The following is a 12,609-nucleotide window of genomic DNA, read 5'->3' on the forward strand; positions in this document are numbered from 1 at the left end:
ATTTTTTAAAGAGGTGTTGCCTCTGAAACATAGGCCACACCTCCATAGTAACTAAGCACAGATTTTATATTTTCTCGTATTTTATCTATTATGTCTTGCTCGCAAAAAATAATTACGTGTGCATTTGACCCAAATCCTGTGAATTCCATATCTTCAGTGATGATTCTTTCTGGCCCCCTTCCAGTTGCATGTTTCATAACGGTATAACCAGGAACTTCAGCTTTTTCTAATGCTGATAGAACATCATTTAATTCTCTTTCACTAAAAATTAAGTCAAGTCTTTTCATGATATTTAGTTACCCAATTGATGGAATCATTGTGTTTACTAAGCCCATATATACTGGTATTCCAATGATGATGTTAAAAGGAAAAGTTAATCCAAGAGTGGTTGAAATGTAATAACTAGGTCTAGCTTCAGGAACAGTCATTCTCATTGCCGTTGGTACAGCTAAGTATGACGCACTAGCACAAAGAACTACAAACAAAAGAGCATTACCTGGATCTAAATTTAGAAATCTGGCTACTACTGATCCAAGTACAGCATTAACGATTGGCATGAAAATTGAAAACATCACTAGAAAGGCACCAGTCTTATTGATGCGAGCGAGGCGTTGGGCAGCAACAATTCCCATGTCAAGCAGGAAAAAACACTCTGCGCCATAGAATAAATCAGCGGTGAATGGTTCCATTTTCTTTATGTCAGACGGATCAATCGCTGATGTTAAAAAACCTATGAGAAGGCTTCCGAGTAACAAATAGACAGAACCATTTAACATTGACTCATGAAGAATTGATCCCCACATCATTTTTCTTTTGATGGGCCTATCTTTGGGCGCTCCAAATTTGACTAAGAGAAGACCAATTATTATTGCTGGTGATTCCATTAGTGCCAAAGCTGCAACCATAAAACCATCAAAAGGTATATTTTGACTTTCGAGAAAGCTTTCAGCAGTTATGAATGTAACTGCACTTATTGATCCATATGCAGCTGATATTGCTGCTGCATTAAAAACATCAAACTTAAATCTCAGTACTACAAAACAAATAAGAGGGATAAATAGTGACATTAATATTGCTGCTATCACAGTTGGAAGAACTGGATAACCAAAGCCACTTTTTTGTAGCTCAATACCGCCTCTGAAGCCTATTGCAAGTAAAAGATATAAAGAAAATAATTTTGGAAGAGGAGCTGGAATCTCAAAATCAGACTTTAATGCGTATGCTATTGCACCCAAAAAGAAAAAAAGTATCGGAGGACTTAAAGCATTTTGGATGAAAAGGTTTTGTCCCATTTCTCGTTAGTTTTTAAAGCAATCAATCAGATTGAATATATTATCGACTATCAACCATTGAGGCTGTCAATTGCAGCTGTTAGAGCTTCTTTTCTTGTGCCAATTACATCAACCCCAAATTTAGCAAGTCTGTCTTTTACTCTTCCTGTTGCACCAGCAACATATGCTTTCCTTGAGTTGTTTAGTGCTTCTTGAACCATATCTTCTATTGCGAGAGTCGCAGTTACTCCAAGCCTAGGTACATCAGTAATGTCAAGAATTAGAACTTTGTAGTTTCTTACAAGCATCATTCTTTCAGTAATTCCTTTTGCTGCTCCAAAACTAAGTGGCCCTTTTAATCTGAATAGCATTACTTCTCCTGCACAGCGATCTAAAAGTGCTTTCTCATCTGAGGGAAGTTGTGAATTTGCTGCATTGTTGTTTGATGTTGAATCAAATGGGTTATCTGCTTCCATTCCCTCCAACTGAGTCTCCGTAATAGAATCGATTGTCAGCATATTTGCAATGAATACACCAACAAGTACAGCCCATATTAAGTCCCAGAAAACTGTCATTAAAAGGACGCCATACATCACACTTGCTGTTTTAAGAGAAAGTCGATGAGCCCTTAATAAAAAGCCCCAATCAACAATGTCTAAACCAACTTTTATTAGAATTCCTGCAAGAAGAGCTGTAGGAATTTGCGATGCTAGAGGACCTGCTCCAACAAGGACAAATAGCAATACAACTGAATGAACCATTCCTGAAATTGGAGTGGAACCTCCAGATTTGACATTTATTACTGTTCTCATGGTTGCCCCGGCTCCTGGCAAACCTGTGAAAAGACCAGCTACTGCATTTCCAATACCTTGTCCAATGAGTTCTCTATCAGAATTGTGCCTGGTTTGAGAGATATTGTCTGCTACAAGAGATGTAAGAAGGGAGTCAATAGCACCAAGAACAGCAAGGACTAGTCCAGCTTTAAGAATTATTGGGAAGAAATTGCCAAAACTTGGATCTGGGAGACTTAAAGAAAGACCACCCTCTGGTATTGCTCCTATTCGGTCAATTGAACTATCGCCAAAAAGAATTATTGATAAAGGAGTAACTATTAATAATGCTAAAAGAGGAGAGGGGACCCATTGACTGATTTTGCGGGGGGTCAGAAACACTATCGCAAGTGTCATTATTGCAACTGCTATTGCAGCCCCATCCGGTTCGAAATTATTAACTAAAGTTGAAAGAGACTCTAATACTCCTCCTCGAGTTGATATCCCAAGTAAAGGTCCTATTTGGAGAGTAATTATGATTACTCCAATTCCAGACATAAAGCCTGAGACGACTGAATAAGGGACAAGTGTGATGTATTTACCAAGCTTTAGTAGGCCAAATAAAATCTGAAATAATCCCCCAATGACTACAGCAGCCATTACTAAAGGAAGAATTTGTCCAGCAGATAAATCTCTTGGGACTCCTACAGCCGCCAAGCTAGCAACCACTCCAGCAACTGTTACGCTCATCGGCCCAGTTGGACCACTTACTTGAGCAGGAGTTCCTCCAAACAATGCGGCGAGGAATCCAACTACGACTGCTCCGTAAAGGCCGTAGATAGCACCTCCAGGGCCTAGTGCCGCATTACCAAACGCTAAAGCTAGCGGTAGGGCTACAACCGCAGCGGTCAAGCCACCTAATACATCACCTCTTATATTTTTCAGGTGAAAGCCATTAATTAACGCCAATCGACTCTCCTTACTTGAATTCACTTAAATAAGCCTATCTCTTCAAGGTTCAATTACGTTCGGCATTTTCAATTTTTAGATACTAGATTTAGTAAAAATCATTCAAAGATTGACTCTTAGCACCTGAAAAAGCTTAATTTTCATGGAATTAAAAGGTTTTAAGGATTATTTCAAAATCCTTGGTATTAGTAGAAATGCTACCGATAAAGAAATCAAAAGTGCCTTCAGAAAACTTGCTAGACAATTTCATCCTGATTTGCATCCACATGATGATGAGGCTGAATCAGAATTTAAAGAAATCAATGAAGCTTATGAAATTCTTTCTGATGTGGATAAAAAAAAGTCTTATGAGGAATATCTAAGTTATTGGTCTAAAAATATTTATGAAAAGTCTAGGGATTTTGCTAAAGAAAAAAATGACAAGCGCTTTGATGAATATAAAAACTTTGATGATTTTTTGAGTGATTTAATTGGAAAATTTAGTGAGGTCGGTCAAGAAATTTACTCAAATATATCTTCAGAGAAGAATGCTCAATCATTAAATCTTGATGCTGAATTTAATTTGCAGATTAGTTTTTTAGAAGCTTTGAATGGAGCTCAAAAGATTCTTTTGGTAAATGATGAACGAATCGAAGTGAACATCCCAAAAGGGATTAAAACAGGATCAATCTTACGTATTAAGAACAAGGGCAACATACAGCCTGGGAAAGGGAAAAGAGGAGATTTGTTGATTGAAATATCTATCAAATCCCATCCAATTTGGAAAGTCAAAGGTTTAGATATTTATGCGGACTTACCTATTTCTCTAGATGAATTAGCTTTGGGAGCAAATGTTTTGGTTGCCTCTCCTCGAGGAGATACATATTTATCAATTCCCTCTGGAAGTTTGCCTGAGCAAGAATTCAGATTAAAAGGGCAAGGATTTCATAATTTAGATACCCAAGGGGATTTGTTATTTACTCTAAAATTAAAATTACCTGAAAACTGGACAGATGATGAGTTGAGACTTATTGAAAAGCTTAGATCTGTTCGAATAAATGAACCCCGATCAAGCTGGTTTGATCAGGCGAGGACTTAAAGGAAGTAAAATGTATTTGTCTGTTATGTAGTTATCTTTATTGGTCAATATGCATCTTACTTATCGGCCTCGTCGCCTTCGTAGAACAAACTCTTTGAGAGAGATGGTTAGAGAGAACAATGTTTCTGCTTCTGACTTTATTTATCCTCTTTTTGTTCATGAAGGTTTAGATATTCAAGAGATACCAGCGATGCCAGGTTCATTTCGCTGGTCAATGGATGGGTTGGTTGATGAAGTTAAACGGGCTTGGAATCTAGGAATTAGATGTGTCGTTCTGTTTCCAAAAGTTTCAGATGAGCTGAAAACAGAAGATGGAGCTGAATGTTTTAATGAAAAAGGCTTAATACCAAGGGCTATTGAAAGGTTGAAAATAGAGATACCTGAAATGAGTATCATGACTGATGTCGCTTTAGATCCTTATTCCTGTGATGGTCATGATGGAATAGTTAGTAATCAAGGAATAATTTTGAATGATGAAACCGTTGATTATTTATGTAAGCAAGCATTGGTTCAAGCACAATCGGGAGCAGATTTAATTGGACCAAGTGACATGATGGATGGAAGAGTAGGAGCAATAAGAGAAGCCTTAGATGATGAAGGTTTTGAACATGTAGGAATAATTAGTTACACTGCAAAATATTCATCTGCCTATTATGGTCCTTTTAGAGAAGCTTTAGATTCTGCTCCCAGATCATTATCAAATAAGCCTATCCCGAAAAATAAAAATACCTATCAGATGGATCCAGCTAATGCTAGAGAAGCCATAACAGAAGCTCAACTTGACGAACAAGAGGGATCGGACATCCTAATGGTTAAACCTGGTTTGGCTTATTTAGATATTATTTATCGTCTAAGGGAAGAATCAGAATTACCAATCGCTGCATATAACGTTAGTGGAGAGTATTCAATGGTCAAAGCTGCTGCTCAAAGAGGTTGGATTGATGAAAAGGCAATTGTTTTAGAAACTTTATTGAGTTTCAAAAGAGCTGGGGCAAACCTGATCCTCACATATCATGCGTGTGATGCCGCAGGATGGTTAAAAGAACAATAGAGTTAATTAAGAACATTATTTAAAATTTCAATCTTCAATAAAAAGTAATGCTAGAAAAACAGTCTCAATTAAATATTGAAGAAGTTAATCGGCTTGGTCATGTAGCTATAAGAGTGGAAGATGTTGATAGGGCTAAAAGGTTTTATTTGAGCTTGGGGATGAAGCTTGTTTGGGATGATCCTGATTGGTGTTACTTAGAGACAGTAGAGAATAAAGATGGCCTTGCTTTGCTTGGACCGGGCTACAAAGCGGCTGGTCCACATTTTGCATTTCATTTCACTAATAAGGATGAAATAGAAAGCATTCATTCATCTCTAAAAAACCAAGGTGTAAAGGTTGGTGCTTTGCATAATCATCGAGATGGAACTTCTTCTTTTTACTTGAAAGATACAGAAGGTAATTGGTTGGAAATGCTTTATCACCCATCAACAGGAATCCCAACAAATCAATAGAATTTCTTAGAGGAATGGAAGTTTCAATAAATCAGGATGATTCAGAAAAAACACAAATAATTCTAGAATCTTTGGAGTTACTTGAATGGCCAACTGTTTGTAGCCATTTGTCTACATTCGCGGTCACCCAACAAGGTCGTAATAAATGTAGAAGCTTTGATTTGCCATTAGATATATCTCTTAGCAAGGAGCTATTGTCCCAAACGTTAGAAATTGGATCATTAGATATTTCTGTTGATGGAGGAATATCTTTTGAAGGTGTTCATGATTTGGAAAATATTCTTTTGATATGCTCCAAAGGTGGTGTTGCAATAGGTGAGGATTTATTAAAAGTTGCTGATACGTTAAGAGCTGCTAGAAAATTACGTAAACTAATATTTGATCAATCAATACGTCCACGACTCTCTGAATTACTCAAAGACGTTGCAACGTTGCCTGATTTGCAAAAACTCCTCGAATTTGGTCTGGATGAAGGTGGAAGAATTGCTGATCGTGCTAGTCCAAAACTTTCTGAATTACGACGCCATAGGAATTCGGTACGTCTTCAAAGAAAAGATATTCTTCAAGATATTATTCGGAAATATGCTGGATTACTTCAAGACAATATTATCTCGGAGAGGTATGGAAGACCTGTTTTAGCTTTTAAAGCTGGGACTTCCGATCAGATTAAGGGAATGGTTCATGATAGTTCGGCTTCAGGAAATACGATCTATGTCGAGCCACAAGTTGTCATATCAATAGGGAATCGTTTGGCTAAAATAGATTCTGAAATCTTTAATGAAGAGAGGAGACTTTTAGCTGATTGGAGTAAGGAGGTTGGGTTTAATGCCGATGTGATAGCTCATTTAGGAGAGATTCTTTTGCAGATTGAGTTTGCATTGTCACGAGCACGTTACTCTAAATGGCTTGACGGGGTGCCAGCAATTCTTGATGAAAAGGAAAATACACTATTTGAGATTAAAGATTTTCGCCATCCTTTATTAGTATGGAATGATTTCCATGAGAGAAAAAATACAGTCGTACCAACTAGCTTTGATGTCCCTTCTGATTTAAAAGTTGTTGCGATTACAGGCCCTAATACTGGAGGCAAAACAGTTGCGTTAAAAAGTATTGGTCTAGCAGTTTTAATGGCAAAAGCAGGAATACTTTTACCATGTACTGGTTCGCCAAGATTACCCTGGTGTAAAAATGTTTTGGCTGATATTGGTGATGAGCAGTCATTACAGCAAAATTTATCTACATTTAGTGGGCATATTCTTCGTATAAGTCGAATACTTAATGCCATAGCTTCTTTCCGTGGTACGACTCTCGTTCTTTTAGATGAAGTTGGAGCGGGAACTGATCCCTCTGAAGGTACAGCCTTGGCTATGGCTCTGTTAAAGACAATGGCGGATAGAGCACGATTAACTATTGCTACTACTCATTTTGGAGAATTAAAAGCACTAAAATATAGTGATTTAAGATTTGAAAATGCTTCAGTTTCTTTTGATAGTGAAACAATAAAACCAACCTTTCATTTGCAATGGGGAATTCCTGGTAGGAGCAATGCAATTGAGATTTCAAAAAGACTTGGTCTTGATTCGGAAGTGATAAAACGCGCTCAAGAGTTTATCAATCCTGCAAGCGTTGATAATGTTAATCAAGTTATTAAAGGTTTAGAAAAACAACGTGAGCGGCAGCAATCAGCAGCTGAAGATGCTGCGGCTTTATTAGCAAAAACTGAATTATTACATGAAGAATTACTTGATAGTTGGCAGAAACAACGTCAACAAACGGAGAAGTTTAATGAGCAAGGAAGGTTTAAACTGGAGTCATCAATTCGAGAAGGTCAAAAAGAAGTAAGACATTTGATTAAACGTTTGCGCGATCAAAATGCTAGTGGTGAAACAGCAAGAATTGCTGGTAGACGATTACGGCAAATGGAGAGAGGATATCGAAGCGATAGGCGGGTCCCTCCTTTGCCGGGATGGGTTCCCAAAATTGGAGACAAAGTTAGATTGTCTTCTATAGGTAAAGCAGGTGAAATAATTTCTTTCTCAGATGATGGAATGCAATTAACAGTATTGTGTGGTGTATTTCGAAGCAAAGTTAGTTTGACTGAAGTAGAAAGTCTTGATGGTCAAAAAGCCGAAATAAATCGAAGTGTGCAAGTAAAAACTTCGCGGGTAGTAAGAAAGAATTTATCTTTAGTTCGTACTAAAAAAAATACCTTAGATGTAAGAGGTTTACGCGTGCATGAAGCGGAGGGGGTAATTGAAGAAAAATTGAGAAATTGTTCCGGAGCTTTATGGGTTATTCATGGAATTGGTTCTGGAAAACTAAAAAAAGGTTTGAGGAAGTGGTTTGATTCACTTTCATATATTGAAAAAGTATCCGATGCTGAACCTCATGATGGCGGCCCTGGATGTAGTGTTGTGTGGATGGTTGATTGAAATTGAGGTGAAAGTTATAAACCGTGTTTTTAGTTCTTTAATTTAGCAAGGATGAATGTAAGAATTATTATTTAGTTTATTGACTATAGATATTTCTAAATGCAATTTATTGATCAGGCTATTATTGATGTCAAAGCAGGTTCAGGTGGTGATGGTATCTCTGCTTTTAGAAGAGAAAAGTATGTTCCAGCAGGTGGTCCTGCTGGAGGAGATGGAGGACAAGGAGGAAATGTTGTTTTAGAGGCTGATGATAATTTACAAACTCTTTTGGATTTCAAATTTCAGAAATTAATTTCTGCCGAGAATGGTCAAAGAGGTGGCTCTAACAAATGCACTGGAGCATCAGGAAATGACACTGTACTTAAAGTTCCATGCGGAACGGAGGTAAGACATCTCTCTACAAATATTATTCTTGGTGATTTAACTCATAAAGGCCAACAACTTATTGTCGCGTTTGGTGGAAAAGGAGGTTTCGGGAACGCTCGTTATTTATCAAATAGCAATAGAGCCCCAGAAAAATTTACCGAAGGCAAAGCAGGTGAAGAATGGTCATTGCAATTGGAATTGAAACTACTAGCAGAAGTTGGAATTATTGGTTTGCCTAATGCAGGCAAAAGTACTTTGATTTCTGTACTCTCCTCTGCAAGACCAAAGATTGCTGATTATCCATTTACAACTTTAATTCCTAATCTCGGAGTAGTAAGAAGGCCCTCAGGCGATGGAACAGTTTTTGCAGATATTCCTGGCTTGATTGCTGGAGCCTCAAAAGGAATAGGGTTAGGGCATGATTTTCTTCGACATATTGAACGAACAAAGGTTTTACTTCATTTAATTGACTCAGCATCAACGGACCCGATAAATGATTTCAAAATTATTAATGAAGAATTAAGGTCGTACGGTCATGGTTTGATTTCTAGGCCAAGAATTTTTGTTCTGAATAAAAAAGAACTATTAAATGAGAATGAAATTAAAAAACTTCTAAATAATATTGAGAAACTAACTATGAAAAAGGTGTATATAATTTCTGCAGTAACGAAATTTGGTCTGGATGATTTGTTGAGTTCTATTTGGAACGAACTTGGATATTAATTAATTGTTATGAGTGAATCATACCTACTTGTCTTGCAGTTAATTTTTGGTCATAACTAAAAGGAGTTATTAAAATTATGGATTTTTACAGTTGTTTTGATGGACAAGGAGAAATTATTGCTCGCTGCCAGACTGATCAAGATATTAATGTTCTAAAAAAAATGGGGAGACCTATCGCTGAAGTACGTCAAATGAAAAATGAGGAGGCAGTTGTTTGCTCTTTAACTGGAAGCCCTTCAGATTTTAATATGGATTATTAATAGGTTAATAACACAAAAAAAGGGAGGTTGTTGCCTCCCCTTTTTTTGTACTATTAATTGTTTTTAAATTTTAATCGTCGTATACCAAGCACTCTGGTTCATCAGGATTGGCGTCGCAGAATAGTTCTAGAGCATTTGGATCATGCTTATCTTCAGGATGATGCTCCTTGTATTCCTTTAGAGAATTAAGTTCATCTTCTAAATGATGAAGCTTGGATTCATTCCCTTGAGCTTTTGCTTCTTGAATCTCGGATTCATCTTTTTGAATATGCTCGTCAATAGTTTTCATGGCGTCTTGTAAGAGCAGGATCATTTGACTAACACAATAATTATGACGGAGGAATATTGCACGTGGTTTGTAAATTTGGTTGGATTTCCTCACCATTCCCTGACTTAAGACCTACAAAAGAGATCTTTTGTAGGTTTTGTCGAGTTGATAATTTGTTGATTTATTCAACTATCAGATATTTTAGCTTCTTTTCTTTGGCTTTCTAAATAATCAAAAACGCTTTTATCTCCTATATCAGCTTCTGCTGGTAGGTTGAATTTCCTTATTCCCATTGATATCAATAGCAAGGACGAAACAACTAGCGTTGCAAAAGTAAAACTTTCATTAGCTAATTCAGTTAAATATCCAAGTAAAGCAATTGGAATGAAAATTGTTATCCCTATTGCCTCAATTCTTCTAAAACAAAAAAACTCTTTGAAACCTATCCCAGTTAAAGAAGCAAAAAGTGGGCCTATAAGTAATATCGATTTTGGATTTTCTCTCAGGCCATACATGAGATTTGTTACTCCGAAATGATATAAAAGTATCAACAATCCAATACAACCGAGTAACCAGAAAATTGTTAGTGTTTGATGTAAGGGTCTTAAATATATATGTATCCACTTCAGGCTTAAGCCTATACTTATTGACATACATAATAGCCAAATCCATATTTGATGAGATCCATTGAAAAACCATTGAGCTATTCCTATTACAAAGAATAATCCGCAGAAAAGAATTGATAATCGGTAAAGTAGAACTTCCTTTTTATCATCTGAAGTAACTATGAAATCACCATAGACTCCTTTAATAGGATTTGAGGATTTAAAGTAAGAATTTTCTTCTTTCATAGTTGATAATTAATTGTTGACAGTTGTTGTAATATCTTCTCCTTTAGGAATAATACTACTTGGGTTTAAAGGAAATAAAGCTCCAAAATAATCTTTTCTCCAAGTATCAACATCACATGTTTTTTTAATGTTGTACATATTAAAAATTTTTTTTCTCCATTTAATTATATGTGGGAAAGATTGAATTGGTTTATTACTACATTTAAATAGTGGGTAATAAATTGCTTCCCATCTAATAAGGGTAGGGAAAAGTTTTATATCAGCAATTGAAAGATTCTTTCCACAAAGCCAAGGACCTCTTGATTGAAGATTTTCTTCTATCGTCTTTAGAGCTGAGAACAAATTCTCAGAAGCTTTTTCATAAGCTTTTTGATTTCTAGCAAATCCACATTTATAAACTCCATTATTAATATTTTCTTGAATTAGATTTTGCCAGTGAATAATTTGTTCTTTATATTTGCTTGGATTAAGGTCTATTTCGTGATCGTATATAGGCCAATTATTTAATATTTCGACAAGCTCAGCGCTTTCATTATTTATAAGTCTTAATTTTGCTTCGGGTTCATTACCTGGATCGAAAAGCATTGGTACTGTTGCTCGTCTTGATTGATAATTTCCGCATTTTCGATAAAGCTCTTGAAGGGTTTTACAACCTTTTATTGGAGGGTCTAATATCCATCTTCCTCCCGCTGTGTCTACTTCAGCAATGTGAAGATTGATCGATTTCTTTAATCCTTTGATCTCATGAATTATCCATGTTCTATGTGCCCAAGGACAACTTTTGCCGACAATCAAACCTGGCATTTGAGTTGATGCTCTATTTTTTAAATCCTTCTCTGTCGGGATTTGAATATGTTGTTGAAGATTTATAGGCCTCTTGTAATTTCCACTAGAATCTGATGGTGCAAGACCATTCATTAAAATTCTCCATTCAAAACTCCATATGTTTCTTGCAGCTTTTACAAATATTGGTGGTATGGCCATGACTTTCTTTTAGGGTTATTTTTATATCTATAGTTAGTGAATAATGATGCAGCTACAAGTACTCCTGGTGGCTGGTACGCATGGTAATGAAATAAATGGTATCTGGCTTTTTGATGAATGGAAAAAATCACCGTTTTTAATAAACTCTTACGGGATTAAAACTTTTAAGGTGATTGGAAACCCTGAGGCTAAAAAGGTAGGGAAAAGATACATTCATCATGATTTGAATCGTAGTTTCAAAGAAGAATCATTTTTATTTATTAACTCTTCAAATTTCGAGGGAAACAGAGCGAATGAATTAGTGAATCTTTATGGAGAGGCAGGAGAAACTCCCTGTCAAATAGCATTAGATTTTCATACAACCACAGCATCCATGGGAAGTTGCTTAGTTGTTTATGGAAGAAGATATTCTGATTTGGCTTTGGCTTCTTTAATTCAAAATAAATTAGGTTTACCAATATATCTACATGAATCTGATCAAAAACAAACAGGTTTTTTAGTTGAATCTTGGCCTTGTGGACTTGTTATTGAAATTGGACCTGTAGGTCAGGGTCTATTGAATTCTAGAATTATTTCACAGACAAAATTAATTCTTGAAAGTTTGATAGAACAAATTCATCAAATTAAGAATTTTAATTTCTTTTTTCCTGACAAATTGATAATTCACAGGCATATTAAAAGTATCGATTTTCCAAGAGATGAAGAAGGTAATATTGATGGTTATGTACATTCATTTAGGCAATCAAAGGATTGGCAAGAATTAAAGAAAAACGATGAATTATTTTTTAAGTTGAATGGTGAAATAATTCGGTATGAAGAAGATGAACCATATATTCCTGTTTTCATTAATGAAGCAGCTTATGCGGAAAAAAATATTGCTATGAGCTTTACCAAAAAAGAATTATGGGATGTAAAAAAAGAATGGAAACAATCACTAATAAAGCTAGTACATCAAAAGTAAGTTCTCTCGCTCCAATAAACAACTGCTCCTTGAGCTTCTAATTCATATTTTCTGTGACGTGCTTCACATAAAGGAACCCTCTCTTCAGCCCTACGACCGTTAATCAGCCACTTTATAAGAACCAATTGCTGACCTCTGAGGCTAAATCTTAAAAGAATCTTAAGGCGTCTTAA

General features: G+C 36.1%; 14 protein-coding genes. 7 read left to right on the forward strand and 7 right to left on the reverse strand.

Going from position 1 to position 12,609, the window contains the following annotated elements; all coding sequences use genetic code 11:
• Positions 1-5: 5 nt before the first annotated feature.
• The 3 genes from AC6EI0_RS09225 to AC6EI0_RS09235 are packed head-to-tail and all read right to left on the reverse strand — an operon-like array spanning position 6 to position 3,010.
• The gene (locus tag AC6EI0_RS09225; protein WP_498522251.1) at positions 6-287 is read right to left on the reverse strand and encodes a P-II family nitrogen regulator; all 282 of its coding nucleotides are present in this window, start codon (positions 285-287) and stop codon (positions 6-8) included.
• Positions 288-296: 9 nt separating this feature from the next.
• Positions 297-1,292: a sodium-dependent bicarbonate transport family permease gene (locus AC6EI0_RS09230; RefSeq protein ID WP_498522252.1), complete on the reverse strand. Its 996-nt coding sequence runs from the start codon at positions 1,290-1,292 to the stop codon at positions 297-299.
• A 50-nt stretch (positions 1,293-1,342) separates the two neighbouring features.
• Entirely contained in the window at positions 1,343-3,010 is a 1,668-nt protein-coding gene (locus tag AC6EI0_RS09235) for a SulP family inorganic anion transporter (RefSeq protein ID WP_498523533.1), read from the reverse strand.
• A gap of 142 nt (positions 3,011-3,152) precedes the next feature.
• Here AC6EI0_RS09235 and AC6EI0_RS09240 point away from each other — a divergent pair, with 142 nt between their 5' ends.
• From AC6EI0_RS09240 to AC6EI0_RS09265, 6 genes are all read left to right on the forward strand, one after another.
• On the forward strand, positions 3,153-4,088 hold the full coding sequence (locus AC6EI0_RS09240) for a DnaJ C-terminal domain-containing protein (RefSeq protein ID WP_498522253.1): 936 nt from the start codon (positions 3,153-3,155) through the stop codon (positions 4,086-4,088).
• Between the two features lie 49 nt (positions 4,089-4,137).
• Positions 4,138-5,139, forward strand: coding sequence for a porphobilinogen synthase (hemB, locus tag AC6EI0_RS09245; protein ID WP_498522254.1), 1,002 nt, complete (start codon positions 4,138-4,140; stop codon positions 5,137-5,139).
• A gap of 47 nt (positions 5,140-5,186) precedes the next feature.
• Positions 5,187-5,591 carry a VOC family protein gene (locus AC6EI0_RS09250; RefSeq protein ID WP_498522255.1) on the forward strand — a complete coding sequence of 135 codons (405 nt, stop codon included), beginning with the start codon at positions 5,187-5,189 and terminating at the stop codon, positions 5,589-5,591.
• 14 nt (positions 5,592-5,605) lie between these two features.
• Positions 5,606-8,023 carry an endonuclease MutS2 gene (locus AC6EI0_RS09255; RefSeq protein ID WP_498522256.1) on the forward strand — a complete coding sequence of 806 codons (2,418 nt, stop codon included), beginning with the start codon at positions 5,606-5,608 and terminating at the stop codon, positions 8,021-8,023.
• Between the two features lie 99 nt (positions 8,024-8,122).
• On the forward strand, positions 8,123-9,112 hold the full coding sequence (gene cgtA, locus AC6EI0_RS09260) for an Obg family GTPase CgtA (protein WP_498522257.1): 990 nt from the start codon (positions 8,123-8,125) through the stop codon (positions 9,110-9,112).
• A 77-nt stretch (positions 9,113-9,189) separates the two neighbouring features.
• Positions 9,190-9,372: a hypothetical protein gene (locus tag AC6EI0_RS09265; protein WP_413389723.1), complete on the forward strand. Its 183-nt coding sequence runs from the start codon at positions 9,190-9,192 to the stop codon at positions 9,370-9,372.
• 70 nt (positions 9,373-9,442) lie between these two features.
• Here AC6EI0_RS09265 and AC6EI0_RS09270 read toward each other — a convergent pair whose 3' ends face one another.
• The 3 genes from AC6EI0_RS09270 to AC6EI0_RS09280 all read right to left on the reverse strand — a co-directional run bounded on the left by AC6EI0_RS09270 (position 9,443) and on the right by AC6EI0_RS09280 (position 11,475).
• A complete protein-coding gene (locus tag AC6EI0_RS09270) occupies positions 9,443-9,661 on the reverse strand; it encodes a CP12 domain-containing protein (RefSeq protein ID WP_498462105.1) in 219 nt (72 codons plus the stop codon).
• A 164-nt stretch (positions 9,662-9,825) separates the two neighbouring features.
• Positions 9,826-10,491: a DUF2301 domain-containing membrane protein gene (locus tag AC6EI0_RS09275; protein WP_498522258.1), complete on the reverse strand. Its 666-nt coding sequence runs from the start codon at positions 10,489-10,491 to the stop codon at positions 9,826-9,828.
• Positions 10,492-10,500: 9 nt separating this feature from the next.
• Positions 10,501-11,475, reverse strand: a complete 975-nt coding sequence (locus AC6EI0_RS09280) for a glutathione S-transferase family protein (RefSeq protein WP_498522259.1) — start codon at positions 11,473-11,475, stop codon at positions 10,501-10,503.
• 43 nt (positions 11,476-11,518) lie between these two features.
• On the opposite strand from AC6EI0_RS09280, the gene AC6EI0_RS09285 reads away from it, so the two are divergent.
• Positions 11,519-12,436, forward strand: a complete 918-nt coding sequence (locus tag AC6EI0_RS09285) for an aspartoacylase (RefSeq protein ID WP_498522260.1) — start codon at positions 11,519-11,521, stop codon at positions 12,434-12,436.
• On the opposite strand, the gene AC6EI0_RS09290 is transcribed toward AC6EI0_RS09285, so the two are convergent.
• Positions 12,427-12,561: a YWSERL motif small protein gene (locus AC6EI0_RS09290; protein ID WP_498522261.1), complete on the reverse strand. Its 135-nt coding sequence runs from the start codon at positions 12,559-12,561 to the stop codon at positions 12,427-12,429. The genes AC6EI0_RS09285 and AC6EI0_RS09290 overlap by 10 nt on opposite strands.
• Positions 12,562-12,609 lie beyond the last annotated feature (48 nt).

Source organism: Prochlorococcus sp. G5PB11, from assembly GCF_059772425.1.

Coding starts and splice junctions, on each gene's coding strand:
- AC6EI0_RS09225 (WP_498522251.1), bottom strand. CDS start 287: ATGAAAAGACTTGACTTAATTTTTAGTGAAAGAGAATTAAATGATGTT.
- AC6EI0_RS09230 (WP_498522252.1), bottom strand. CDS start 1,292: ATGGGACAAAACCTTTTCATCCAAAATGCTTTAAGTCCTCCGATACTT.
- AC6EI0_RS09240 (WP_498522253.1), top strand. CDS start 3,153: ATGGAATTAAAAGGTTTTAAGGATTATTTCAAAATCCTTGGTATTAGT.
- hemB (WP_498522254.1), top strand. CDS start 4,138: ATGCATCTTACTTATCGGCCTCGTCGCCTTCGTAGAACAAACTCTTTG.
- AC6EI0_RS09250 (WP_498522255.1), top strand. CDS start 5,187: ATGCTAGAAAAACAGTCTCAATTAAATATTGAAGAAGTTAATCGGCTT.
- AC6EI0_RS09255 (WP_498522256.1), top strand. CDS start 5,606: ATGGAAGTTTCAATAAATCAGGATGATTCAGAAAAAACACAAATAATT.
- cgtA (WP_498522257.1), top strand. CDS start 8,123: ATGCAATTTATTGATCAGGCTATTATTGATGTCAAAGCAGGTTCAGGT.
- AC6EI0_RS09265 (WP_413389723.1), top strand. CDS start 9,190: ATGGATTTTTACAGTTGTTTTGATGGACAAGGAGAAATTATTGCTCGC.
- AC6EI0_RS09270 (WP_498462105.1), bottom strand. CDS start 9,661: ATGAAAACTATTGACGAGCATATTCAAAAAGATGAATCCGAGATTCAA.
- AC6EI0_RS09275 (WP_498522258.1), bottom strand. CDS start 10,491: ATGAAAGAAGAAAATTCTTACTTTAAATCCTCAAATCCTATTAAAGGA.
- AC6EI0_RS09280 (WP_498522259.1), bottom strand. CDS start 11,475: ATGGCCATACCACCAATATTTGTAAAAGCTGCAAGAAACATATGGAGT.
- AC6EI0_RS09285 (WP_498522260.1), top strand. CDS start 11,519: ATGATGCAGCTACAAGTACTCCTGGTGGCTGGTACGCATGGTAATGAA.